Below are 22,904 nucleotides of genomic sequence, written 5' to 3' on the forward strand. Positions count from 1 at the left end.
GACCAGTTCCCGGCCCCGCCGGTGTCGGTACCGGTATCCGACGAAACGGGAAGGCGGACTCATGCACACACCACCGATCGTGTCACCGGCCGAGTGGGCGGCCGCGCACCGGCGGATGCTGGTCAAGGAGAAGGAACTCACCCGCGCGCGCGACGCGCTGGCCGCCGAGCGACGGCGGATGCCCTGGGTGGAGGTGACGAAGCCCTACAGGTTCCACGGGCCGGAGGGCGAGGCGAGCCTGCTCGACCTGTTCGACGGCCGCCGCCAGCTGATCGTCTACCGCGCCTTCTTCGAACCGGGCGTGCACGGCTGGCCGGACCACGCCTGCCGCGGCTGCTCGATGATGGCGGACAACCTCGGCCACCTCGCCCACATCAACGCGCGGGACACCACGCTGGTGTTCGCCTCGCGTGCCCCGCAGGCCGACATCGAGCGCGTGCGGGCGCGGATGGGCTGGCAGATGCCCTGGTACACCATCACCGACGACTTCGACGCCGATTTCGGCGTCGACGAGTGGCACGGCACCAACGCCTTCATCCACCACGGCGACCGGGTGTACCGCACCTACTTCGTCAACAACCGTGGCGACGAGGCGCTGGGTACCAACTGGAGCTACCTGGACCTGACCGCGCTCGGCCGTCAGGAAACCTGGGAGGACTCGCCGGAGGGCTACCCGCAGACGGCGCCCTACGAGTGGTGGGACTGGCACGACGAGTACGGCCGGCACGCCCCGTCGCGGTGGTTCGGCGAGCCCGACCCGGACGACCCGAACGATCAGCGCCCGCCGCTCACCCGCGCCGAACCGCGCGGCGCCCGGTGACCCCGCGGCAGGCCTGGGTCCTGGGCCTGGCGTCGACGGCGTCGTTCATGATGGCCCTGGACAGCCTGGTGGTGACGACGGCGCTCACGTCGATCCGGCAGGACCTGTCGGCGTCGCTCGAATCGCTGGAGTGGACGGTCAACGCCTACAACCTGGCGTTCGCGGTGCTGCTGCTGACCGGCGCGGCGCTGGGTGACCGGTTCGGCCGCCGCCGCGTGTTCGTCGCCGGCCTGGCGTTGTTCACGGTCGCGTCGGTGGCGTGCGCGCTGGCACCGGGCATCGGTGCGCTCGTCACGGCCCGGGCGTTCCAGGGGGCCGGGGCCGCGATGGTGCTGCCGCTGTCGCTCACCCTGGTCAGCGCGGCGTTCCCGCCGAACGAGCGGGGCAGGGCGATGGGGCTGTACCTGGGGATCACCGGTCTGGCCACCTTCAGCGGCCCGTTCATCGGCGGTGCCGTCGCGCAGGGCCTGGCCTGGCAGTGGATCTTCTGGCTGAACCTGCCTGCCGGGCTGATCACGATCCTGCTCACCAGGCGGCACGTCGGCGAGAGCTTCGGCCCGGCCAAGCGGCTCGACCTGGGTGGCATGGGGCTCGTGACCGCGGCGGGCTTCGGCATCGTCTGGGCCCTGGTCCGCGGGAACGCGGCGGGCTGGGGCAGCGCCGAGGTCCTGGGCGCGCTCGTGGTCGGGGTCGCGCTGGTGGTGGCGTTCGTGTTCTGGGAACGGCGCACCGAGGCCCCGATGCTGCCGATGCGCTTCTTCCGGTCCCGGGCGTTCGCCACCGCCAACCCGGCGAACTTCCTGGTGTTCGCCTCGCTGTACGGGACGATGTTCTTCCTGGCGCAGTACTTCCAGATCGTCCACGGTGACGGGCCGTTCGTCGCCGGTCTGCGGCTGGTGCCGTGGACCGCGACGCTGATGGTGTGCGCGCCGATCGCGGGGCGGCTGGCCGACCGGTTCGGCGAGCGCGCGTTCGTGGCGGGCGGGCTGCTGCTCCAGTCGGTGTGCATGGGCTGGATCGCCCTGATCACCGACGCCGGCACCGGCTACCTGGAGATCCTGCCTGCCCTGGTCCTCGGCAGCGTCGGCGTGACGATGGCCATGCCGGCGGCGCAGCGGGCGGTGGTCGCCGCGGTGAGCCCGCCGGAGATCGGCCAGGCATCCGGCGCGTTCATGATGCTGCGGATCTTCGGCGGCGTGTTCGGCACGTCGGTCACGGTCGCGGTGTTCGCGGCCGCGGGCGGCGGCTACACCTCGCCCGGGGAGTTCAGCACGGGGTTCTCGGCGGGCATGGGCGCGGTGGCCGTGCTCGCGTTCACCGGCGTGCTCGTCGCGCTCGGCATTCCGGGGCGGGCCAGTGCGCCCCGCGCTGCGGCCGTGACCCCGGCCCGGTAGTGGTCCACGGCGGCGCCCGCCGTCGATCGGCGGGCGCCGCTACAGACCGACGCGCCGGTAGAGGCCGCCGACCTCTTCGCGGTTGAGCTTGCGGATCGTGCCCGGCTTGCCGTTGCCCAGCTGCACGTCGCCGATCGCCGTGCGCACCAGTTTGCGCACCGGGAACCCGACCTCGGCCAGCAGGCGCCGCACGATGTGCTTGCGGCCCTCGTGCAGCACGATCTCCAGCAGGGTGCGCCCGCCCATGCTGTCCTTGACCCGGAAGGCGTCGACGCGCACCGGGCCGTCCTCCAGCACGATGCCCTCCTTGAGCTCCTTGCCCAGGCCCCGCGGCACCCTGCCGTCGACCTCCGCCAGGTAGGTCTTGGGCACGTGGTAGGAGGGGTGCATCAGCCGGTGCGCGAGGTCGCCGTCGTTGGTGAGCAGCAGCAGGCCCTCGGTGTCGGCGTCGAGGCGGCCGACGTGGAACAGCCGCTCGCTGCGGTCGCGCACGTAGTCGCCGACGCACGGGCGGCCCTGGTCGTCGTACATCGTGGTGTGCACGCCGCGGGGCTTGTTCAGCGCCAGGTGGATCAGGTCCTCGCGGAGGATGACCCGGGTGCCGTCGACGTGGATCACGGCACTGTCCGGGTCGACACGCCGGCCGAGCTCGCGGACCACCTTGCCGTCGACGCTCACGCGGCCCTGCACGATCAGGTCTTCGGCGGCGCGGCGCGAGGCCACGCCCGCCTTGGCGAGCACCTTCTGCAGGCGCACGCCCTCGGCTTCGGGCTCAGATGTCATCGATGGAGTCCACTTCCGGCAACAGGGGGGCGATCGGCGGCAGGTCGGTCAGCGACGACAGGCCCAGCCGCTCGAGGAACAGTTCGGTCGTCACGTACAGGGTGCCACCCGTCTCGGGGTCGGCGCCGTTCTCCTCGATGAGACCGCGGGCGAGCAGGGTGCGGATCACACCGTCGACGTTGACGCCGCGGACGGCCGCGACGCGGGAACGCGTGACGGGCTGCCGGTAGGCGATGACGGCGAGAGTCTCCAGCGCCGCCCGGGTCAGCTTGGAGCGCTGCCCGTCCAGCAGGAGCTTTTCGACGAAGGGCGCGTAGGTGTCGCGGGTGTAGAGCCGCCACCCCTCGCCGGCCCGGCGCAGGTCGATGCCGCTGCCGCGCTCGGTGAGCTCGGCCGCCATGACCTGCAGGGTCTGCGTCACGCGCGGCTCGGGCTGGCCGAGCGCGCTCGCGAGCGCCTCCTCGCTGACCGGCGAGTCGACGACCAGCAGGAGCGCTTCGAGCGCCGCGGCCAGCGCGGAGTGCTCGGTGAGGTCCGGAAGCCCGTCCCCCACCGCGACGAGGCCCTCGTCGGGCTCCTCCGGGTAGTCCGGCAGGGGCGCGTCCTCCGGAGGCAGTGTGGCTTCGCCGGACGCCTGCTCGGTCCCAGGCTCCTCGGCCTCGGCGGTAGAAGGCTCGGCCTCGGCGGAGGGAGGCTCCGCGCTCTCCGCGGAAGGCGCCGCGCCGGCCTCCGTAGGAGGCGCGCCGTCCGCATCGGGCGCGAACGGCGCCTCCTCCGCCGCTACCTCAGGCTCCACGGCCTCGGCCTCCGCCGCCTCAGGCCGGGGCTCCGCGGGTTGCGCCGCAGGCGCGGCGTCCGCCTCCGCATCGGGCGCGGGCGCCTCCTCGGAAGGCGATCCACCATCGGCGGGCTCCTGCTCAGCAGCAAGCGTCTCGGCCTCGCGTGCCGGCTCCGCCTCCGCCACGTCACCCGGCTCGGCGCCGGGCGCCGAGGGCACCTCGCCCTGCGCGGCCACCTCGCCCTCGGGCCGGGCCGGTTCCTGTTCGGGACTCACCCGTACTCCTCTTCCTCGACGCGGGCCCGGTCCGCCTCGGCGGCGGCCTCGGCCTCCGAGACCGATCCACCGGTCCACCGCACCCGCAGCATCGTCAGCGGCTCGTCCTGCTCGAACTGCACACTGGACTCGCGGTAGAGCTCCAGCAGCGCCAGGAACCGGGCCACCACCTCGACCGTGTGCTCGCAGTCCTCGACCAGCTCGGTGAACGTCGCCTCGCCCCGCGAGGCCAGCTTCAGCCGCAGCAGCGCCGCGTGCTCCCGCACGGACACGCGGTGCGCGTGGATGTGGTCCAGCGACACCGTGGGCGGCGGCTTGGGCCGGAACACCGCCAGCGCGATCTCCGCCAGCTTGTCCGCGTCCACCCCGAGCGTCACCTCGGGCAGCAGCCCGACGTAGCGCTCCTCCAGCGACACCGACCGCGGGTACCGCCGCAGCGCCCCGGCCTCCAGCTCCGCGAACAGCGCCGCGACCTGCTTGTACGCCCGGTATTGCAGCACCCGGGCGAACAGCAGGTCCCGCGCCTCCAGCAGCGCCAGGTCGTCCTCGTCCTCGACCTCGGCCGCGGGCAGCAGCCGCGCGGCCTTCAGGTCGAGCAGGGTCGCCGCGATGACGAGGAACTCCGTCACCTCGTCCAGGTCCCACTCCGGCCCCAACGCCCGCGTGTAGGCGATGAAGTCGTCGGTGACCTGGTGCAGCGCGACCTCGGTGACGTCGAGCTGGTGCTGCGAGATCAGCTGCAGCAGCAGGTCGAACGGCCCCTCGAAGTTGTCCAGGCGGACCTTGAACTTCGGCGCCGCGGAATCCTCGACGGGCTGGGCCCCGTCGACCGGAGCCCCGTTCTCGCTCACGTCCCGGCGGCTTCCTCGGAGTCGAGGCCGCCCTCACGGAGGCGGCGCACCAGCACCGAGTCGGCGCCGTGTTCGTCGAAGTCCGCCAGCAGCACCGCCACGGCTTCCCGCACGAGACGGCCGCGGTCGATGGCCAGGCCGTGCTGGGCCCGCAGGCTCAGCCGCGCCTGCTCCATCGCGACCAGCTCGTCGCCGGAGACGTAGACGGTGATCTTCGAATCGTGCTTCTGACGTCCGCTGCCGCGCCGCCCGGCGGCGCTGCGCTCCAGCTGCTCGCGGTGCCCGGAGTTCTGCCCGTTGCCCGGCCGCTGCGCCTCCGGGCGCTGCGGGGCGGGCGTGGGCGGTGCGGGCACGTCGAGGGCCGGGCTGCTGGTCAGGCGGAAGAGTTCCGAAGCCCCGGGGAGGGAGGCTCGCCTGCTCACCGAGCGATCACCTCGCGCGCCAGCGCGCGATACGCCTGCGCGCCGGCGGACTTGGGGGCCCAGCGGGTGATGGGCTCACCGGCCACGGTGGTCTCCGGGAACCGCACGGTGCGGTTGATCACCGTGTCGAACACGGTGTCGCCGAAGGCCTCCACGACCCGCGCCATGACCTCCCGTGAGTGGAGGGTCCGCGGGTCGAACATCGTGGCCAGGATGCCGGTGATATCCAGTTTGGGGTTCAAGCGTTCGCGTACCTTCTCGATCGTGTCGATCAACAAAGCCACGCCACGCAAGCTGAAGAACTCGCACTCCAGCGGGATGATCACGCCGTCGGCGGCCGTGAGCGCGTTCACCGTGAGCAACCCGAGCGATGGCTGGCAGTCGACCAGAACATAGTCGTACTCCGAGATGAGGGGTTGCACGACCCGGAGCAACGTGTGCTCGCGCCCCACCTCGGCGACCAGCTGCACCTCGGCGGCGGACAGGTCGATGTTGCTCGGCAGCAGGTCCATGCCCTCGACACTGGTGTGCCGCAGGATGTCCTGCGCGGTCACCGACCGCTCCATGATCGCGTTGTAGACCGTCTGGTCCAGCTCGTGCGGCTGCACGCCGAGGCCCACCGACAGCGCGCCCTGCGGGTCGAAGTCCACCAGCAGCACCCGGCGGCCGTACTCGGCGAGCGCGGCGCCCAGGTTGATCGTCGACGTGGTCTTGCCGACCCCGCCCTTCTGGTTGCACATGGCCAGCACCGTGGCCGGGCCGTGCTTGTCCAGCAGGGGCGGTTCGGGAATCTCACGCAACGGTCTGCCGGTCGGGCCGAGCTTGGGCTTGCCGTTCGTTTCGGCGCCCACGGCCACGACAGAGTCCACGATGTCGGGCTCCCCCTCTGTCGCGATGGTCAGGTTGTCGAGGTTCGCGGCGGCCGATGCGGCCGAGACCGATCTGGTCGAGGGCTGCGGTGTCGACATGGCGCGAAACTCCTCGTTCGACGGGTTGGCCGCAGCCTATTCGGCGAGCCGTTTGTCGCCAAAGCAACTCGCCGGAGGCGATCAGGTCAACCCAGCGCCCGAGGATGGGCCGTAGCATATACCTCACGCAGAGTGTTCATCGTGACCAGGGTGTAGACCTGTGTCGTGGTCACCGAAGCGTGGCCTAGCAGCTCTTGGACCACCCGGACGTCCGCTCCGCCCTCCAGCAGGTGGGTCGCGAAACTGTGACGCAGCGTGTGCGGCGACACGCCGGTGGAGATTCCGGCGCGCTCGGCGTTGGTCTTGAGGACCTGCCACGCGCTCTGCCGGGACAGCCGGGTCCCCCTGGCGTTGAGGAACAGCGCCGCGGTGCCGCGGCCGCGCAGCGCCAGCACCGGGCGAGCGCGCACCAGGTAGGCCTCCAGCGCCTCGACCGCGGGACGGCCGATCGGCACCAGCCGCTGCTTGCCGCCCTTGCCGTCGAGCAGGACAGTGCGCTCCTCGCGGTCGACGTCGTCGAGGTCGAGCCCGACGGCCTCGGAGATCCGGGCCCCGGTGGAGTACAGCAGCTCCAGCAGCGCCCGGTCGCGCAGCGGCCGCTCCCCCTCGGCGGGCGGCATCGCCAGCAGCCGCAGCACGTCGTCCACCGGCAGCGCCTTGGGCAGCCGCTTCGCCGGCGCCGGGGGCCGCACCTCGCGGGCCGGGTCGTCCTCGGTCAGCCCGTCGAGGTGCGCGAAGCGGTGCAGCCCGCGCACCGCGACCAGCGCCCGCGCCGCCGAGGACGCGGCCAGCGGCGGGTGCACCTCGTCGCCCTCGCGCAGCGCCGCGCCGAACCCGGTCACGTCGGATTCGGTGACGCGCCGGAAGTCCCGCACCCCGGCCCGCTCCAGGTACCGCAGGTACCGGCGCAGGTCGCGGGCGTAGCTGTCCAGGGTGTTGCGTGCCGTCCCGCGCTCCACGGCGAGATGATCGAGATAGGCCGTGACCACCTCGGCGGCCGGCAGAACATGCACGCCGACACCCTAGAGCGTGCCGTCAGGAAATGCGATCGGCGAACCTCGTCGGCCGGTCCCGCCACGGCGCGTCCGACGGCCGCGACGGCGCGCCGTCGTGGACGACCGCGTGCGCGGCGAGCACCCCGCCGACGGTCGCGCCGTTGACGATCTCCCCGGACAGCGCCATCCGCACCGCCTCGGCCAGCGGCACCCGGTGCACCACCAGGTCGGCCTCCTCGTCGCCGTGGACGTCCCGGTCGACCGCCGTCAGGTCGCGCGCCAGGAACACCCGCACGACCTCGTCGGTGAACCCGGGCGAGGCGGCCACGTCGACCAGCGTCTCCCACCGCGCGGCGGCGAGCCCGGCCTCCTCGGCCAGCTCGCGCCGCGCGGCCTCGACCGGGTCCTCCCCGGCGTGGTCGAGGAGCCCGGCGGGCAGCTCCCAGATCCGCCGTCCCAGCGGGTGCCGGTACTGGTGGACCAGGGTGACCGCGCCCTCGTCGTCGACCGCGGCGATCGCGACCGCGCCGAGGTGCTCCACCACCTCGCGCTTGGCGGTGCCGCCGCCGGGCATCGCGACCTCGTCGATCCGCAGCCCGACCACGCGTCCGATGTGGACGTCCTTGCTGGACACCACCCGGAAGTCGTGCTCGCCGGGGGCGGTCAATGCGCGCTCACGGTGGGCTCGGGCAGCTCGACCGGCAGCCGGTCCGCCGTGCGGTACCGGACGACGGCGTCGATGAACGCGTCGAACAGCGGGTGCGGCCGGGTCGGGCGGCTCTTGAGCTCCGGGTGCGCCTGGGTGCCCACGAAGAACGGGTGCACGTCGGCGGGCAGCTCGACGAACTCGACCAGGCGGTCGTCCGGCGAGGTGCCGGAGAAGACCAGCCCGGCGTCGGACAGCCGCTTGCGGTAGGCGTTGTTGACCTCGTAGCGGTGCCGGTGCCGCTCGGACACGTCGGTGCTGCCGTAGGCCTTCGCGACCTGCGAGCCGGGCTTGAGCTTGGCCGGGTAGGCGCCCAGCCGCATCGTGCCGCCCATGTCGCGCTCGCCGGCGACGACGTCCTTCTGGTCGGCCATCGTGGAGATCACCGGGTGCTCGGTGGTGTCGTCGAACTCGGCCGAGTTCGCGCCCTCGATGCCGGCCAGGTTGCGGGCCGCCTCGATGACCATGCACTGCAGGCCGAGGCACAGCCCGAGCACCGGGATGCCGCGGGTGCGGGCGTAGTGGATCGCGCCGATCTTGCCCTCGATGCCGCGCACGCCGAACCCGCCGGGCACCAGGACGCCGTCGACGTCGCCCAGCGCGGCGGCCGCGCCGGCCGGGGTGGTCGCGCGGTCGGAGGCGACCCACACGATCTCGACCTTGGCGCGGTGGGCGAACCCGCCCGCGCGCAGCGCCTCGGTGACCGACAGGTAGGCGTCGGGCAGGTCGATGTACTTGCCGACCAGCGCCACCCGGACGGTCTCGGACGGGTTGTGCACCCGGTCGAGCAGGTCGCCCCACACCGTCCAGTCGACGTCGCGGAAGGGCAGGCCGAGGCGGCGCACGACGTAGGCGTCCAGCGCCTCGCGGTGCAGCACCTTCGGGATGTCGTAGATCGACCGGGCGTCCGGGCAGGCGATGACGGCCTCGGTGTCCACGTCGCACATCAGCCCGATCTTGCGCTTGAGGTCCTCGGGCAGGTCGCGGTCGGCCCGGCACACCAGTGCGTCGGGCTGGATGCCGATGTTGCGCAGCGCGGCGACCGAGTGCTGCGTCGGCTTGGTCTTGAGCTCGCCCGACGGCGCCAGGTAGGGCACCAGCGACACGTGCAGGAAGAAGCAGTTGTCCCGGCCGATCTCGTGCCGCACCTGGCGGCAGGCCTCCAGGAACGGCAGCGACTCGATGTCGCCGACCGTGCCGCCGACCTCGGTGATGACCACGTCCGGCTGCTGCCCGGTCCCGTCGGACTCGGCGACCGCCATGATGCGGCGCTTGATCTCGTCGGTGATGTGCGGGATGACCTGCACGGTGTCGCCGAGGTACTCACCCCGGCGCTCCTTGGCGATGACCTCGGAGTAGACCTGGCCGGTCGTGACGTTCGCCGAGCCGGAGAGGTCCCGGTCGAGGAAGCGCTCGTAGTGGCCGATGTCCAGGTCGGTCTCGGCGCCGTCCTCGGTGACGAACACCTCGCCGTGCTGGAACGGGTTCATGGTGCCTGGATCCACGTTGAGGTAGGGATCCAGCTTCTGCATCGTGACCCGCAGGCCGCGAGAGGTGAGGAGCTGGCCCAGGCTGGAGGCCGTCAGGCCCTTGCCCAGGGAGGAGGCGACGCCCCCCGTGACGAAAACATACTTGGCTGTCCGCGGCTGAAGTCCCACGGGCTTCCACCTTATCGCACCGGCCCCCGGACGCTCGCTCGCCGCGCCCACGTAGTTCGATGGGTCACGTCAGACGTTCGCGCGTGAAAGAGGCACCGTGACCCAGCCCCCCGCTTCCCAGCCCACCTGGACCGCGCCGGTCGCGCCCGGCCCGCTCGACGCGACGGTGCGCGTCCCCGGCTCCAAGTCGATCACCAACCGGGCGTTCGTGCTGGCCGCGCTGGCCGGTGAGCCGACCCTGGTCCGCGCCCCGCTGGACTCCCGGGACGCCCGGCTCATGCTGGGCGCGCTGGAGTCGCTGGGCGGCGGCTGGGAGCGGCGCGGCGACGACGTGCTGGTCCGCCCGCTCGCCCACGGCTCGACCGAACCGGCGAACGTGGTGCTGGGCAACGCGGGCACGGTCGCGCGGTTCACGCCCGCGCTGGCCGGGCTGGGGTCGGCGCCGGTGACCTTCGACGGGGACGAGGCCATCCGCCGCCGCCCGATCGCGCCGCTGCTGGCCGCGCTGCGCGAGGCGGGCGCGGACATCGACGACGAGGGCCGGGGCGCGCCGCCGTTCACCGTCCGCGGGCACGGCGGCCTGCCCGGTGGGAAGGTCGACCTGGACTCCAGCGCCTCCAGCCAGTTCCTGTCGGCGCTGCTGCTCGCCGGTCCCGCGTTCCAGGCCGGGGTGACGGTTCGGCTGACCGGCGGCACCCCGCCGAGCGAGCCGCACATCGCGATGACGCTGGACATGCTGCGCCGGTTCGGCGCGTCCCCGGAGCGGGACGGGCAGGAGTTCCACGTCGGCCCGGCACGGCTGTCCTGCCCGGACTTCACGGTCGAGCCGGACCTGTCCACGGCGGCGCCGTTCGTGGTGGCCGCGGCGGCCGCGGGCGGCACGGTGCGCATCCCGGGCTGGCCGGAGTACTCCACCCAGCCGGGTGACTGGCTGCGCAGCCTGATGACCGAGCTGGGCCAGCGCGTGGAGCTCACCCCGGAGGGGCTGACCGTCACCGGAACGGGCGAAATCCCGGGCGCGCGGCTCGACCTGCACGAGGTGGGTGAGCTGACCCCGGTGATCGCCGCGCTGCTGTGCTTCGCCGACGGGCCGTCGGTCATCTCCGGCGTCGCGCACCTGCGCGGGCACGAGACCGACCGGCTGGCCGCGCTGGCGACCGAGCTGTCCGCGCTGGGCGCCGGGGTGACCGAGACCGCGGACGGCCTGGCGATCACCCCGGCCCCGATGCACGGCGGCGTCTTCCACACCTACGAGGACCACCGGCTGGTGATGGCCGGCGCGGTGCTCGGCCTGCGGGTGCCGGGCGTGGAGGTCGAGGACCCGGCGACGGTCGGCAAGACCTTCCCCGGGTTCACCACCGCCTGGGCGGGGATGCTCAGCTGACCACGTCGGCCAGACGGTCGACCTGGCCCGGGTCGGTGCCCCAGCAGTAGAGCATCAGCTCGTCGGCGCCGAGGTCCGCGAAGTGCTTGGCGGCTTCGCGGACCTGCTCCGGCGTGGTGAGCATGCGCTCGGCGGTCTGCCGCGCCCAGTCACCGGTGAAGCCGTAGTAGTCCAGGATCGCGGTGCGCGCTTCGTCCACATCGGACTCGAGTGCGACGTTGACCTGGGCGACCATGCGCGGGCGGCCGTCGCGGCCCGCGTCGGTCCAGAACCGCTCGACCTTGGCGAACAGGTCGCCGGCCCACTGCGGGGGCGCGGCGCACAGGAACCCGTCGCCGTGCCGGGCGATCCGCTGCAGGGCGGGGTCGGCGAAGGCGCCGAACAGGACCTCGGGACCGCCGGGAGTGGCCGGGGACGGCCCGATCCCTTCGGCGCCGGACCAGATCCGCCGCATGCGGGTCATCTGCTCGTCGAGGATCCGGCCACGCTGACGCGGGTCGGTGCCGGTGGCCTGGTGGTCGTCGGCGCGGCCGCCGACCCCGAGGCCGAGGGTGAAGCGGCCGCCGGAGAGCCGGTCCAGGGTGGCGGCCTGCTTGGCGAGCAGGGCGGGTTCACGCAGCGGCGCCAGCAGGACCTCGGTCTGCAGGCGGACGCGGGTGGTGGCGCCGGCGAGCACGGCGAGGGTGACCAGCGGCTCGGGGTTGTCGTAGACGATCCGGTCGAGCAGGCCGAGGGTGCGGAACGGGCCGTCGTCGGCGCGCCGGGCCCAGTCGGTGAGCTGTTCGGGGCTGCCGATGGGCAGGCCGAGACCGAAATGCATGAATTCCTCCAGAAAACGGGCATCACGAACTGACAGTGCCGCCCGCTCCGGACATTTCTCGCGGTGCTGCCTCTGCGGCTGTGGTTCGGTGGCAGGCACGGTCCCGTGGAGTACTTTCGATCTTAGCTCAAGATCATCTGGGGAAGGACTGGTTTTCATGACCGATCGCCGTTTCCGGTTCGGCCTGGTCACCGGGCAGCCGGGGCCCGCGAGCCACTGGGCGGGCCTGGCCCGTCGCGCCGAGGACCTCGGTTTCGACACGCTACTGGTGCCCGACGCGGCCGGGGTGCAGGCGTCGGTCCCGGCGCTGGCCGCGGTCGCCGCGTCGAGCTCCCGGCTGCGGATCGGCACGTTCGTGCTCGCCGCGCCGATGCACTCCCCCGGCCGCATCGCCTGGGAAACCGCGACGCTCGACCAGCTGTCCGAAGGCCGGTTCGAGCTGGGTCTTGGCGCGGGCCGCGGGGACGCCGGCGGCACGGCGGAGCTGCTGGGCGTGCCCTTCGGCAGCGCGGGCGAGCGGGTGCGGCAGGTGGGCGAGGCGATCCAGGCGGTGCGGAAGCTGTTCGCCGACGGCACGTTCAGGCCCGTGCAGCAGCCCACGCCGCCGATCATGGTGGCGGGCAGCGGGACCCGGTTGCTGCGGCTGGCCGCCCAGGAGGCCGACATCGTGGCGGTGCACACCAGCAGCGAGGAGGAGCTGCGCGAGCGCCTGCCGGTGCTCCGGGAGGCGGCCGGCGCCCGCTTCGACGAGCTGGAGCTGAGCGTGAACGTGTTCGCCATCGGCGACGGCCCGCTCCCGGAGTGGATGCGGCAGTTCGGCATCGACCCGGCGGCGGCCAGGGACAACACGAACCCGGCGGTGCTGACCAGCGACACGGCCACGGTAGTGGACACGCTGCGCCGCCGCCGGGACGAGTTCGGGGTCTCGTACGTGACGATCAACGCCCACGCCCTGGAAGCGGCGATCCCGGTGGTCGAGGCCCTGGCCGGGAACTGATCGCCCAAGATCTGATCACTCAGAGCCGCGCGGTATGGGTCGTTATACGCTGCCCGCCGGGTCAACCCCGGCGGGCAGCGGCGGCAGTCAGCTCCCCGGCTGTGCCACCCCGGGCGCGGGCGACTGCGCGTTGCCCGCGATGCCGTACCGCCCGGTCCCGCCGTCCAGTTGCTCCTTGAGCGCCAGCACCGCGCTGATCCGCCCGGCCGCCGTGTTCGCGTTGTCTACAGTGGACAGGATGGACGTCGCCGAGGTGTCGGCCCGCACGAAGCCGATCGCGCCGGTGCCCTCGGCCGACGCCGGGTCGCCCGCGAGCACCGTGCCCGCGCCGGAGCGGTCCAGCTGCGCCGCGAACCGGGCCAGTGTCGCGGCCTTGTCGCCGGCCCCGTCGCCCGTCGCCTGGCCGCCGGTCAGCACCAGTGCCAGCTGGCCCGGCCCGATGCCCGGGCTGGCGTTGGCGAACCCGCCGTCCTGCAGGCCCGCGATCGCCGCGGCCAGTTCGTCCGTTGTGGACTGCGGCTGCGCGGTGTCCTTGTTGAGCAGGAGCACCGAACCGACCAGCGCACCGGCGAGCGTGCCCGGGTCACCCGCCGTCGGGAACGTCGAACCGGCCGGCTGCAGCCGGGTCACCACCTGGCGCAGCTGGTCGGCCTTCGCCGGATCGGTGAACGAGTCCGTGAGCTGCAGCTCCCCCGACACCCGCGCGCCGGAGGCCTCGATGAGCTGCCGCAGCGCGTCGCGGTCGGCCGGGTTGGCCTCCTGCGTCGTGACGAGCACGACCGAGCGGCGGTCCAGCGCGCCCGCGACGACCTTCGGGCCGAGCGAGCCGGCGAAGGCGTCCGCGTCGGACAGCCGCGCGTTGAGCGCGTTGCGCTGGGCCTCCAGGTCGGACACCTGCGACGCGAGCTTGCCCTTCTCGTCGGACAGCCCGGACAGCAGCGCCCCGTTCAGCGCCGTCGACCCGAGCACGACGCCGACGGCGAGCGCCAGGAACACCGCCGCGATCGAGACGATGTGGTACCGCAGAGAAATCACGTGAAGAGCCCCTTGACCCAGCTTGTGAAGGAATCCCAGGTGGAGCGCGCCCAGTCCAGGTACGCCCCGCCGACGTCGGACATGAGCAGCGCGACCGCGACCGCGACGAGCGCGGCGACGACGAGCAGCACCACCGCGCCCAGCGAGACGCGGCTGCGGTGCAGTGCGGCGACCGCCTTGCCGTCGACCAGGCGGGTGCCGAGCTTGAGCCGGGTCAGGAACGTCGACGGGTTCGACCCGGACCGGCCGTGGTCGAGGAACTCCCGCAGCGTCGCCTGGAACCCGACGGTGACGACCAGCCCGGCCTCGTGCGCGTCGGCGAGCAGCAGCGCCAGGTCCTCCGGGTTGCCGGACGCGGGGAACGTGACCGCGCCGATGCCCAGGTCCTGGATGCGCGCCACGCCCGGCGCGTGCCCGTCCGGCTGGGCCGGGACGACCACCTCGGCGCCGCACTTGAGCGTCTCGGCGTCGATGCCGAACGGGTCGCCGACGATGATGTCCGGCTGGTACTTCTGCGCGCGCAGGGTGTCCGCGCCGCCGTCCACGCCGATCAGCACCGGCCGGTGCTCGGCGATGTACTTCTTGAGCGCCTTGAGGTCCTCGGCGTGCCCCTTGCCCGGTGCGACGACCAGCACGTGCCGGTCGCGCAGCGGCACCCGCACCTCGGGCACGCCGACCCCGTCGAGGATGAGCGTGCGCTCGCGGCGCAGGAACTCGATGGTGTTGGCGGAGAAGGCCTCCAGCTGGGTGGACATCCCGGCCTTGGCCTCGATCATCTGGTCGGCGACGCTGTCCGGCGTCTGCTCGCTGCCGCTGGCGACGTGCCGGTCGCCGACGTAGACGCCGCCCTCGTGCAGCCGGATGCGGCTGCCGTCCTTGATGCGGCGCAGCACCTCGCCGCCGACGTTGTCCAGCAGCGGGATGCCGGCGTTCACCAGGATCTCCGGGCCCAGGTTGGGGAACCGGCCGGAGATCGACGGCGAGGCGTTGACCACCCCGGCGACCTCGGCCTCGACGAGCGCGTCGGCGGTGGCGCGGTCCAGGTCGATCTGGTCCAGCACCACGATGTCGCCGGGGCCGACGCGGCGGAGCAGGTCGCGCGTGCGCCGGTCCACCCGGGCGACGCCGACGATGCCGGGGAGGGCCTCGGTGTTGCGGTTGAGCAGACCGGGAAGCTTCATGCGTCCGATGGTGGCAAACGAACGCCGGATGTCCGCTCGCAACACGCCGTGCACAATCCGGTTTCTCGGCGTGATCTCCCCGGTGGACCGGCGCGTGTGGACGGTCAGCGCTTGGTGCGCTTGCCGGTCTTCCGGCGCGGTTTCGCCGCCGCTTCCTTGTCCGCGTCGGCCACCGCGAGCAGTTCCTCCGCGTGCGCCCGCCCGGTCTCGGTGCTCTCCATCCCGGCGAGCATCCGCGCCAGCTCGACCACCCGCTCGGACTTGCGCAGCGTCTTGACGTCGCTGCGCGTGACGCCCTCCGCGGTGCCCTTGTCGACCACCAGGTGCCGGTCGGCGAACGCGGCCACCTGCGGCAGGTGGGTCACCACGAGCACCTGGTGGGTGCGCGCGAGGCGAGCGAGGCGCCGCCCGATCTCGATGGCCGCGCGGCCGCCGACCCCGGCGTCGACCTCGTCGAACACCAGCGTCTGCACGGTGTCGGCGTCGGCCAGCACGACCTCGATCGCGAGCATCACGCGGGACAGCTCACCGCCGGAGGCGGCCTTGTGCACCGGCATCGCCGGCGCGGCGGGGTGCGCCTTGAGCATCAGCTCGACGTCGTCGACACCGGAGCCGCCCGCGTGCACCAGCTCGCCGTCCACCCGCAGCGCCTGGGGGTCGGACGCGTCGGTGGCCCGGCGCTTCACCGTCACCTCGATCTGGGCCTGGCCCATCGCCAGGCCGGACAGCTCCTCGGTGACCGCGCCGGCCAGCTCGGCTGCGGCGACGGTGCGGGCCGCCGACACCGCGGCGGCGTGCACGGCCAGCTGCGCGGCCAGCTCGTCCCGCCGCGCGGCCAGCGCCGCGAGCGCCTCCTCCGAGGTGTCCATCGACGCCAGGCGCGAGTTCGCGTCCTCGGCCCAGGCCAGGACGCCGTCGATGTCGGGCGCGTACTTGCGGGTCAGGGTCTTCAGCTCGGCCTGCCTGGCGAGGATCTGCTCGAGCAGTCCCGGGTCGGCGTCCAGCCCGTCGAGGTAGCCGCCCAGCTCGGCGCCGACGTCGTTGAGCAGCATCTCGGCCTCGGCCAGCCGCGGCTCCAGGTCGCGCAGGGCCGAGTCGTCCGCGCCGGCCAGCCGCCGCCGGGCCTCGCCGATCAGGCCGAGCGCGCCCGGCTGGTCCGGGTCGCCGTCGGCCGCGCCGGACACCGCGGCCTGCGCGCCGCTCGCCGCGGCCCGCAGCTCCTCGGTCGCGGTCAGCCGCTTGACCTGCTCGGCCAGCTCCGCGTCCTCCCCCGGCTTCGGGTCGACCGCGGCGATCTCGTCCAGACCGTGCTTGAGCAGGTCCGCCTGCTGCGCCATCTCACGGGAGCGGCTGGTGCGCTCCGTCAGCTCCGCGACCACCGCGAGCCACTCGTCGCGCACCTCCCGGTACTGGCGCAGCGGCTCGGCGACGTCGTCCCCGGCGAACCGGTCGAGCACCTCGCGTTGTTCGGAGGGGCGCAGCAGCCGCAGCTGGTCGTTCTGCCCGTGCACCGCCAGCAGACGGTCGGCCAGGTCGGACAGCACGCTCACCGGCACCGAGCGGCCGCCGAGGTGGGCGCGGGACCGCCCGTCGGCGCCCACCGAGCGCAGCGCGATGAGGCTGCCGTCCTCGTCGGTCTCGCCGCCCGCGTCGGCGACGATCCGGGCGACGTGACCGGCGAACACGCCTTCGAAACGTCCCTCGACGCTCGCCCGGCCGGAGCCGTTGCGGACCTTCGACGCCTCGGCGCGTCCCCCGGACAGCAGGTGCAGCCCGGTGACGACCATGGTCTTGCCCGCGCCGGTCTCGCCGGTGACCACGGTGAATCCCGGGTGCAGTTCGAGCAGGGCGTCCTCGATCACTCCGAGGCCCTGGATGCGCATCTCGGCCAGCACGGGACCACCGTAGCGGTCCGCTCCGACAATCCGCGGACGCCTCGCCTCAGCGCGCGTGCCGCTCCCGCCAGCTCTTGACGGGCAGCGAGAACTTGTGGACCAGCCGGTCGGTGAACGGGCCGGGGTGCAGGCGGGCCAGCCGGACCGGGACCTCACCGGCGACGACCTCGACCCTGGCGCCGCGCGGCAGGGCGATGTGCCGCAGCCCGTCGCAGGTCAGGACCGCGGGCGAGCCGTACGGGTCGACGCCGACGGTGATCACCGAGTCGCGCGAGACGACCAGCGGGCGGGAGAACATCGCGTGCGCGTTGCTGGGGACGACGAGCAGCGCCTCGACGTCGGGCCAGATCACCGGGCCGCCCGCGGAGAACGCGTAGGCGGTGGAGCCGGTCGGAGTGGCGCACAGCACACCGTCGCAGCCGAAGGCGGACACCGGCCTGCCGTCGACCTCGATGAGCGCGTCCAGGATCCGCTCGCGGGTGCTTTTCTCGACGCTGGCCTCGTTGAGCGCCCAGGTGCGGGCCACGACCCGGCCCTCGACCGACACCGTGACGTCGATCGTCATGCGCTCCTCGACGGTGTACTCGCGCGAGACGACCCGCCCGACGGTCTCGGTGAGCGCGTCCGAATCGGCCTCGGTGAGGAAGCCGACGCGGCCGAGGTTGACGCCCAGCACCGGCACCCCGGCGGGACGGGCCAGTTCGGCGGCGCGCAGCAGGGTGCCGTCGCCGCCGAGCACGAGCACCAGCTCGGCGCCGCGGGCGGGGTCGTCGCCGGGCGCGACGAGGGTGCACAGCTCGTCGAGGGAGTCGTGCTCGATCAGTTCCTTGACCTCGTCGTCGATGACGCGCAGCCCGATGCCGGCCTCGTCGAAGCGGGTGGCGACCTCGCGCGCGGCGTCCTTGGTCGTCTCGCGGTCGGGGTGCATGACCAGCAGCACCTCGCGGCGCTCGCTCACTGGGGCCCCTTCCCGACCGCGTCGCGGACCAGTTGCTCGACGTCCTGGTCCGGCGCCGGGTCGCGGCGCAGCCAGGCGAAGTACTCGACGTTGCCGGACGGTCCCGGCAGCGGGCTCGCGACCACGCCGTGCGGGTGCAGGCCCAGCCCGGCGGCGGCGTCCAGGACGTCCAGGACGGCACGGGCGCGCAGTTCCGGGTCCCGCACCACCCCACCGCTGCCGAGGCGTTCCTTGCCGACCTCGAACTGCGGTTTGACCATCGGGACCAGGTCGGCCTCCGCGGTCGCGCACGCGGCCAGGGCGGGCAGGACCAGGCGCAGCGAGATGAACGACAGGTCGCCGACCACGAGGTCGACGGGACCGCCGCACTGCTCGGGGGTGAGGTTGCGGACGTTGGTCTTGTCCAGCACGACGACGCGCTCGTCGGTCTGCAGCCGCCAGTCGAGCAGGCCGCGTCCGACGTCGGCGGCGACCACCTGGGCGGCGCCGCGGCGGAGCAGGACGTCGGTGAACCCGCCGGTCGAGGCGCCGGCGTCCAGGCAGCGTTTGCCGTCCACGGACAGCCCGGCCGGTTCGAAGGCCTCGAGCGCGCCGAGCAGCTTGTGGGCGCCGCGGGACGCCCAGCCCGGGTCGTCGGCGGCTTTCACCACGATCGGCGCGCCGGTCTCGACGCCGGTGGCCGGTTTGCTGGCGACCATGCCGTTGACGGTCACCTTGCCCTCGCTGATCAGCGTGCTGGCGTGTTCGCGGGAGCGGGCGAGGCCGCGGCGCACCAGTTCGGCGTCGAGGCGGGCCCTGCGGGGCATCGCCTCACACCTTGTCGATGCTGGACAGGGCGGTGGTGAGCTCGGCGTGCACGGCGTCGAAGCGCTCGACGTGCTCGGCGAGCGGGATGCGGTCCAGGTCGCCGAGCGCGGCCATGGCCTCCTCGATGCCGGCGCGCGGGTCCTGCTGCGGCGCGGCGGCCGGCGGCGGCCCGGGGACCGGCCGCGGGGGTTGCGGAGTCGGTTGGTGCTGCACGGTCACCACGCTAACGGATCGGTCGGCCGCCGGACGGCAGCCCCAGCTCCGCGAGGATTTTTCCGGCTCGGTCGTCCCCTGGCGTGATGGCCGTGACGCCGGTGTCCCAGGCGACGGCGCAGAGGGTGCGCAGCAGGGCCAGCGGGTCGCCGTCGCCGGTCACGACGAGGGTGTCCCCGTCGCGGCGGACGTCCCAGCCGGCCTGCGGGGCGACGCGCAGTTCGTCCGCGGGTTCGGTGAGGGCGCCGAGGTCGGCGCCCAGGTAGGTCGGCCGTTCGGCGGGGACCGCGGTGACGAGGGTGGCGGGGGTCGCGACGCCGGTGAGCACGCACAGCGAGTCCATGCCCGCGGTGACGGCGCCCGCGATGTCGGTGTCCAGCCGGTCCCCGATCGCCAGCGGACGGCTCGCGTTCGCCGACCTCGCGGCGGTGTGGAACAGCGGCGCCTCTGGTTTGCCCGCGACCTCGGGGGTGGCGCCGGTGGCCGTGCGCAGGGCGGCGACCATCGAACCGTTGCCGGGCAGCAGGCCGCGTTCGGTGGGCAGGGTGGTGTCGACGTTGCAGGCGACCCACAGGGCGCCGCCGCGGATGGCCACGCACGCCTCGGCCAGGTCGGCCCAGCCGGTGGCGGGGTTGTGGCCCTGCACGACGGCGGCGACGTCGTCCCCGGCTTCGCGCACGGGCCGGAGCCCGGCGGCGGTGATCTCGCCGGCGAGGGCATCGGTGCCGACGACGAGGACGAGCGCGCCGGCGGGCAGCCGTTCGCCGAGCAGCCGGGCGGCGGCCTGGGCGCTGGTGCTGACCTCGTCCGGGGTGGCGTCGATGTCCAGCGCGCGGAGGTGGTCCGCGACGTCCCCGGGCGCCTTGGAGGCGTTGTTGGTGACGAAGCGGACCGCGGCGCCCTGGTCGCGCAGCTGCCGGATGGCCGCCGCGGCCCCCGGGATGGGCCGGGGGCCGTGGTAGACGGTTCCGTCGAGGTCGAACAGGAACGCGTCGTAGGCGGCCTGGAGGGCGTCAGCCATTCGCGAGCTCCGCGGCGCGCTCGGCGGCGTCGGTCTCGTCCTCGGTGTCGGCCTCGGCGGCGTGCAGGAACCAGCGGAGGGCTTCCTCGGTGCGGTCGGCCGCGACGAGGTTGTCCGCGTAGGCGTAGAACAGCCGGGCGCTCCACGGGTCGCGCTTGCGCGGGTCGAGGTCGTCGCCCTGGAGGGAGACCACCGCGGCGTCCACCTGGCCGAGGTCGCGCCGCGCCCCGGCGGCGACGATCTTCAGCTCGATCTCGACGTCGCGCGGGAGCTTGCGGCCCTGCATCTCCTTGGCGAGGTCGAGGGCCCGCTCGGGGCGGCCGAGGGCGCGCTCGGCGTCGGCGATGACGGCGATGTGCTGGTCGGTGTGGGTCATCCGGCGCACGGCCCGCAGCTCCGCGAGGGCTTCCTGCCAGCGGCCGGCGTGGTAGGACACCAGGCCGAGCGCCTCGCGGACGATCGGGATCCGGGAGGCGCGGGTCTTGGCGTACTTGGCGTGCGCCAGGGCGGCCTCGGGGTCGGTGTCGATGAGGTTGCCCGCCGCGACGAGGTGCTTGCCCACGGTCTCGGCGAGCGACTTCGGCAGGGAGCGGAGCTCGCGCCGGACGTCCGGGTCGAGGTCGCTGTACTCGATGTCCTCCGGCAGTTCCGGGGCTTCGAGCAGTTCCCGCGCGAGGGCCGCGTCGTCGAGGTCCCGGCCACCCCGCTTGCCCCGGCGGTCGTCGAAGGACCTGCGCTCCTCGCGGCGCGCGTCGCGGAACTCGGCGTCGGCGATCTCGACATCGTCCTCACGGGCGACGGGCGCGGCCACCGGCTCGATGGTCTCGTCCTCGCCGAAGCCGTCCGCGATGTCCGCGGCGTCGGCGGCGATCTCGACGTCGTCCGCACGGGCGACCAGCTCGACGGTTTCGTCCTCGCCGAGGCCGTCCGCGGCGTCTTCGTCGGGGAGGTTCGCGCCGCCCTCTCCGGGACTGCCCGCCGCATCCTCGTCGGTGATGCCGGCGCCGTCATCGGGCCTGTCCGTGTCGGCGCTTCCGTCCAGGGTGTCCGCAGCGCGGCCCTCGGAGGTGCTGTCGTCACCGGCAGCGCCGGTAGCGTCCACGAGGTCGGCGCCGGTCGCGTCCGCCTTGGCGGCGATCTCGCCCTCGCTGATCGCGTCGGCCTCGGAGTTCAGGGCCGGAGCCTCGTCCAGCCGCTCCTCCGCTGTTTCCGCGGCAGCCTCGGACCGTTCGTCGCGCTTCCAGCCCGGCCGGTCGCCCCGGTCGAACTTGCCGCGCGTCCCGCCGGAGCCGCGGTCGTCGAACCGGCGCCCGCCCGACCGGGTGTCGTCACGGCGCGGCCCGGAACGGTCGTCGTCCCGCTTGGCGTAGCCGCCGCCACGCCGGTCGTCGTCGCGCTTCCAGCCCGGCCGCTCCCCACGACGCTCGTCGAACGAGCGGCCACCGCGCTGCTCGTCGCGGCGCCCCTCGAAAGAACGACCGCCACGGTTGTCGAACGAACGCCCACCGCGGTTGAAGTCGCGGCGCTCGCCACCACGGCCCTCGGAAGAGCGGCCACCGCGGTCGAAGTCACGACGCTCGTCGCGGCCCTCGGCGGACCGGCTGCCACGGTCGAAGTCGCGGCGCCCCTCGAAGGAGCGGCCACCGCGCTGATCGTCACGCCCGCCACGGTTGTCGAACGAGCGCCCGCCGCGCTTGTCGTCCCGGTTCCAGCCGCCGCGCCCCTCGGAGGGACGACCCCCGCGGTTGTCGAACGAACGCTCACCGCGGTTGAAGTCCCGGCGCTCACCGCCACGGCCCTCGGCGGGCCGGCCACCACGCCTGTCATCCCGCCCGCGGTCGTCACGGTTCCAACCACCGCGGCTCTCGGACGAACGCCCGCCACGGTTGTCATCGCGGTTCCAGCCGCCCTGCCCCTCGGACGAGCGGCCCCCGCGGTTGTCATCGCGGCTCCAGCCGCCACGCCCCTCAGAGGTGCGGCCGCCGCGGTTGTCGAACGAGCGCTCGCCGCGCTTGTCGTCCCGGTTCCAGCCGCCGCGCCCCTCGGAGGAGCGCTCACCACGCCGGTTGTCGGACGAACGGTCGCCGCGCTTGTCGTCACGGTTCCAGCCACCGCGGCCCTCAAACGGACGGCCCCCGCGGTTGTCGTCGCGGTTCCAGCCACCACGCCCCTCGGAGGAGCGGCCGCCACGGTTGTCGTCGCGGTTCCAGCCACCACGCCCCTCGGAGGAGCGNTGTCGTCGCGGTTCCAGCCACCACGCCCCTCGGAGGAGCGGCCGCCACGGTTGTCGTCGCGGTTCCAGCCACCACGCCCCTCGGAGGAGCGGCCGCCACGGTTGTCGTCGCGGTTCCAGCCACCACGCCCCTCGGAGGAGCGGCCGGCGCGGCTGTCATCGCGGTTCCAGCCGCCGCGGCGGTTTTCGTCTCGGTTCCAGCCCGGGCGGTCGCCGCGCCGGTCGTCGGCGCCGCGGTTGTTCCCGCGGCGGTCGTCGTCGCGGTTCCAGCTCGAGCGGTTGCTCTCGCCGCCTCGGCGGTCGCCGAAGTCGCGTCCGCCGGATCGTTTGTCGTCCTGCCGGCCATATCCGCCCGACCGGCCACCCTGTCCCGCCTTGCCTCGCGGGGTGCCTCGCTGCGCTCCCGATCGTCCTGCGCCGGGAGCCGTATCGCGGCGCCGGGGGCGATCGGATGCAGCGCCGTCGAAGTCGCGCCGCCCGAAGTCCGCCACCTGGGCCTCCTCTTTCTAGGTTGTGAAGATCAGAAAACGCACCAAAGGCCCGTCAGGCGAGCCAATCGGCTATCCTAACGGGCCCTTGGGAAAGGGTGTTCGGCGGTGTCCTACTCTCCCACACCCGCGGGGGTGCAGTACCATCGGCGCTGGCAGGCTTAGCTTCCGGGTTCGGAATGGGACCGGGCGTTTCCCTGCCGCCATGACCACCGAAACTC

At 73.4% G+C, this 22,904-nt stretch carries 21 protein-coding genes and 1 rRNA gene; 4 read left to right on the plus strand and 18 right to left on the minus strand.

All coding sequences use genetic code 11. From position 1 onward, the window contains the following. Positions 1-61: 61 nt before the first annotated feature. Together AMYTH_RS0112635 and AMYTH_RS44695 are read left to right on the plus strand one after the other, a co-directional pair. A complete protein-coding gene (locus AMYTH_RS0112635) occupies positions 62-820 on the plus strand; it encodes a DUF899 domain-containing protein (protein WP_027930638.1) in 759 nt (252 codons plus the stop codon). Next, complete coding sequence (locus tag AMYTH_RS44695; RefSeq protein ID WP_037322517.1) at positions 817-2,214, plus strand: MFS transporter; 1,398 nt, start codon at positions 817-819, stop codon at positions 2,212-2,214. The genes AMYTH_RS0112635 and AMYTH_RS44695 overlap by 4 nt, the downstream gene beginning before the upstream one ends. 39 nt (positions 2,215-2,253) lie before the next feature. Here AMYTH_RS44695 and AMYTH_RS0112645 read toward each other — a convergent pair whose 3' ends face one another. The 8 genes from AMYTH_RS0112645 to AMYTH_RS0112680 form a co-directional block, all read right to left on the minus strand. Beyond that, positions 2,254-2,997: a pseudouridine synthase gene (locus AMYTH_RS0112645; RefSeq protein WP_026153075.1), complete on the minus strand. Its 744-nt coding sequence runs from the start codon at positions 2,995-2,997 to the stop codon at positions 2,254-2,256. Continuing rightward, positions 2,987-4,051 (minus strand): SMC-Scp complex subunit ScpB, encoded by a 1,065-nt coding sequence (scpB, locus tag AMYTH_RS0112650; RefSeq protein ID WP_027930639.1) that lies wholly within the window; start codon positions 4,049-4,051, stop codon positions 2,987-2,989. Before scpB ends, AMYTH_RS0112645 begins: the two co-directional genes overlap by 11 nt. After that, entirely contained in the window at positions 4,048-4,902 is an 855-nt protein-coding gene (locus AMYTH_RS0112655; protein ID WP_027930640.1) for a segregation and condensation protein A, read from the minus strand. Before AMYTH_RS0112655 ends, scpB begins: the two co-directional genes overlap by 4 nt. Then, the gene (locus tag AMYTH_RS0112660) at positions 4,899-5,324 is read right to left on the minus strand and encodes a hypothetical protein (protein ID WP_026153074.1); all 426 of its coding nucleotides are present in this window, start codon (positions 5,322-5,324) and stop codon (positions 4,899-4,901) included. Before AMYTH_RS0112660 ends, AMYTH_RS0112655 begins: the two co-directional genes overlap by 4 nt. Further along, on the minus strand, positions 5,321-6,292 hold the full coding sequence (locus AMYTH_RS0112665) for a ParA family protein (protein ID WP_027930641.1): 972 nt from the start codon (positions 6,290-6,292) through the stop codon (positions 5,321-5,323). The genes AMYTH_RS0112660 and AMYTH_RS0112665 overlap by 4 nt, the downstream gene beginning before the upstream one ends. Before the next feature lie 86 nt (positions 6,293-6,378). Continuing rightward, positions 6,379-7,281, minus strand: coding sequence for a site-specific tyrosine recombinase XerD (gene xerD / locus AMYTH_RS0112670; RefSeq protein WP_027930642.1), 903 nt, complete (start codon positions 7,279-7,281; stop codon positions 6,379-6,381). 46 nt (positions 7,282-7,327) lie between these two features. Continuing rightward, complete coding sequence (locus AMYTH_RS0112675) at positions 7,328-7,954, minus strand: NUDIX domain-containing protein (protein WP_027930643.1); 627 nt, start codon at positions 7,952-7,954, stop codon at positions 7,328-7,330. After that, positions 7,951-9,651 carry a CTP synthase gene (locus AMYTH_RS0112680; protein ID WP_017982010.1) on the minus strand — a complete coding sequence of 567 codons (1,701 nt, stop codon included), beginning with the start codon at positions 9,649-9,651 and terminating at the stop codon, positions 7,951-7,953. Before AMYTH_RS0112680 ends, AMYTH_RS0112675 begins: the two co-directional genes overlap by 4 nt. Positions 9,652-9,748: 97 nt before the next feature. Between AMYTH_RS0112680 and aroA the strand changes: the two genes are divergently transcribed. After that, on the plus strand, positions 9,749-11,035 hold the full coding sequence (gene aroA, locus AMYTH_RS0112685; RefSeq protein WP_027930644.1) for a 3-phosphoshikimate 1-carboxyvinyltransferase: 1,287 nt from the start codon (positions 9,749-9,751) through the stop codon (positions 11,033-11,035). Here the strand turns inward: aroA and AMYTH_RS0112690 are convergent. Continuing rightward, positions 11,028-11,855 carry an LLM class flavin-dependent oxidoreductase gene (locus AMYTH_RS0112690; protein WP_027930645.1) on the minus strand — a complete coding sequence of 276 codons (828 nt, stop codon included), beginning with the start codon at positions 11,853-11,855 and terminating at the stop codon, positions 11,028-11,030. The genes aroA and AMYTH_RS0112690 overlap by 8 nt on opposite strands. Positions 11,856-12,012: 157 nt before the next feature. On the opposite strand from AMYTH_RS0112690, the gene AMYTH_RS0112695 reads away from it, so the two are divergent. Further along, positions 12,013-12,852: a TIGR03621 family F420-dependent LLM class oxidoreductase gene (locus AMYTH_RS0112695; protein ID WP_027930646.1), complete on the plus strand. Its 840-nt coding sequence runs from the start codon at positions 12,013-12,015 to the stop codon at positions 12,850-12,852. A gap of 87 nt (positions 12,853-12,939) precedes the next feature. On the opposite strand, the gene AMYTH_RS0112700 is transcribed toward AMYTH_RS0112695, so the two are convergent. The 9 genes from AMYTH_RS0112700 to rrf all read right to left on the minus strand — a co-directional run bounded on the left by AMYTH_RS0112700 (position 12,940) and on the right by rrf (position 22,900). Beyond that, on the minus strand, positions 12,940-13,887 hold the full coding sequence (locus tag AMYTH_RS0112700; protein ID WP_020420659.1) for a copper transporter: 948 nt from the start codon (positions 13,885-13,887) through the stop codon (positions 12,940-12,942). Next, the gene (gene steA / locus AMYTH_RS0112705; protein WP_027930647.1) at positions 13,884-15,068 is read right to left on the minus strand and encodes a putative cytokinetic ring protein SteA; all 1,185 of its coding nucleotides are present in this window, start codon (positions 15,066-15,068) and stop codon (positions 13,884-13,886) included. Before steA ends, AMYTH_RS0112700 begins: the two co-directional genes overlap by 4 nt. Positions 15,069-15,172: 104 nt before the next feature. Further along, positions 15,173-16,963 (minus strand): DNA repair protein RecN, encoded by a 1,791-nt coding sequence (recN, locus tag AMYTH_RS0112710; RefSeq protein WP_027930648.1) that lies wholly within the window; start codon positions 16,961-16,963, stop codon positions 15,173-15,175. Between the two features lie 46 nt (positions 16,964-17,009). Beyond that, positions 17,010-17,921 carry an NAD kinase gene (locus AMYTH_RS0112715; protein ID WP_017982001.1) on the minus strand — a complete coding sequence of 304 codons (912 nt, stop codon included), beginning with the start codon at positions 17,919-17,921 and terminating at the stop codon, positions 17,010-17,012. Beyond that, positions 17,918-18,727, minus strand: a complete 810-nt coding sequence (locus tag AMYTH_RS0112720; protein ID WP_017982000.1) for a TlyA family RNA methyltransferase — start codon at positions 18,725-18,727, stop codon at positions 17,918-17,920. Before AMYTH_RS0112720 ends, AMYTH_RS0112715 begins: the two co-directional genes overlap by 4 nt. A gap of 4 nt (positions 18,728-18,731) precedes the next feature. Further along, positions 18,732-18,941, minus strand: a complete 210-nt coding sequence (locus AMYTH_RS0112725; protein ID WP_027930649.1) for a hypothetical protein — start codon at positions 18,939-18,941, stop codon at positions 18,732-18,734. 10 nt (positions 18,942-18,951) lie between these two features. After that, positions 18,952-19,962, minus strand: a complete 1,011-nt coding sequence (locus AMYTH_RS0112730; RefSeq protein WP_027930650.1) for an HAD-IIA family hydrolase — start codon at positions 19,960-19,962, stop codon at positions 18,952-18,954. Further along, positions 19,955-21,064, minus strand: coding sequence for a tetratricopeptide repeat protein (locus tag AMYTH_RS50285; protein WP_228684735.1), 1,110 nt, complete (start codon positions 21,062-21,064; stop codon positions 19,955-19,957). The genes AMYTH_RS0112730 and AMYTH_RS50285 overlap by 8 nt, the downstream gene beginning before the upstream one ends. Before the next feature lie 1,719 nt (positions 21,065-22,783). Further along, positions 22,784-22,900 (minus strand): 5S ribosomal RNA (gene rrf / locus AMYTH_RS0112740). Positions 22,901-22,904: the final 4 nt, after the last annotated feature.

This window comes from Amycolatopsis thermoflava N1165 (assembly GCF_000473265.1).
Classification (GTDB): Bacteria; Actinomycetota; Actinomycetes; order Mycobacteriales; family Pseudonocardiaceae; genus Amycolatopsis_E; species Amycolatopsis_E thermoflava.

Bases quoted from the DNA above. Each gene is read 5' to 3' on its own strand.
- AMYTH_RS0112635 (WP_027930638.1), top strand. From the start codon at position 62: ATGCACACACCACCGATCGTGTCACCGGCCGAGTGGGCGGCCGCGCAC.
- AMYTH_RS0112645 (WP_026153075.1), bottom strand. From the start codon at position 2,997: ATGACATCTGAGCCCGAAGCCGAGGGCGTGCGCCTGCAGAAGGTGCTC.
- AMYTH_RS0112665 (WP_027930641.1), bottom strand. From the start codon at position 6,292: ATGTCGACACCGCAGCCCTCGACCAGATCGGTCTCGGCCGCATCGGCC.
- AMYTH_RS0112730 (WP_027930650.1), bottom strand. From the start codon at position 19,962: ATGGCTGACGCCCTCCAGGCCGCCTACGACGCGTTCCTGTTCGACCTC.
- AMYTH_RS0112720 (WP_017982000.1), bottom strand. From the start codon at position 18,727: ATGCCCCGCAGGGCCCGCCTCGACGCCGAACTGGTGCGCCGCGGCCTC.
- AMYTH_RS0112695 (WP_027930646.1), top strand. From the start codon at position 12,013: ATGACCGATCGCCGTTTCCGGTTCGGCCTGGTCACCGGGCAGCCGGGG.
- AMYTH_RS0112690 (WP_027930645.1), bottom strand. From the start codon at position 11,855: ATGCATTTCGGTCTCGGCCTGCCCATCGGCAGCCCCGAACAGCTCACC.
- steA (WP_027930647.1), bottom strand. From the start codon at position 15,068: ATGAAGCTTCCCGGTCTGCTCAACCGCAACACCGAGGCCCTCCCCGGC.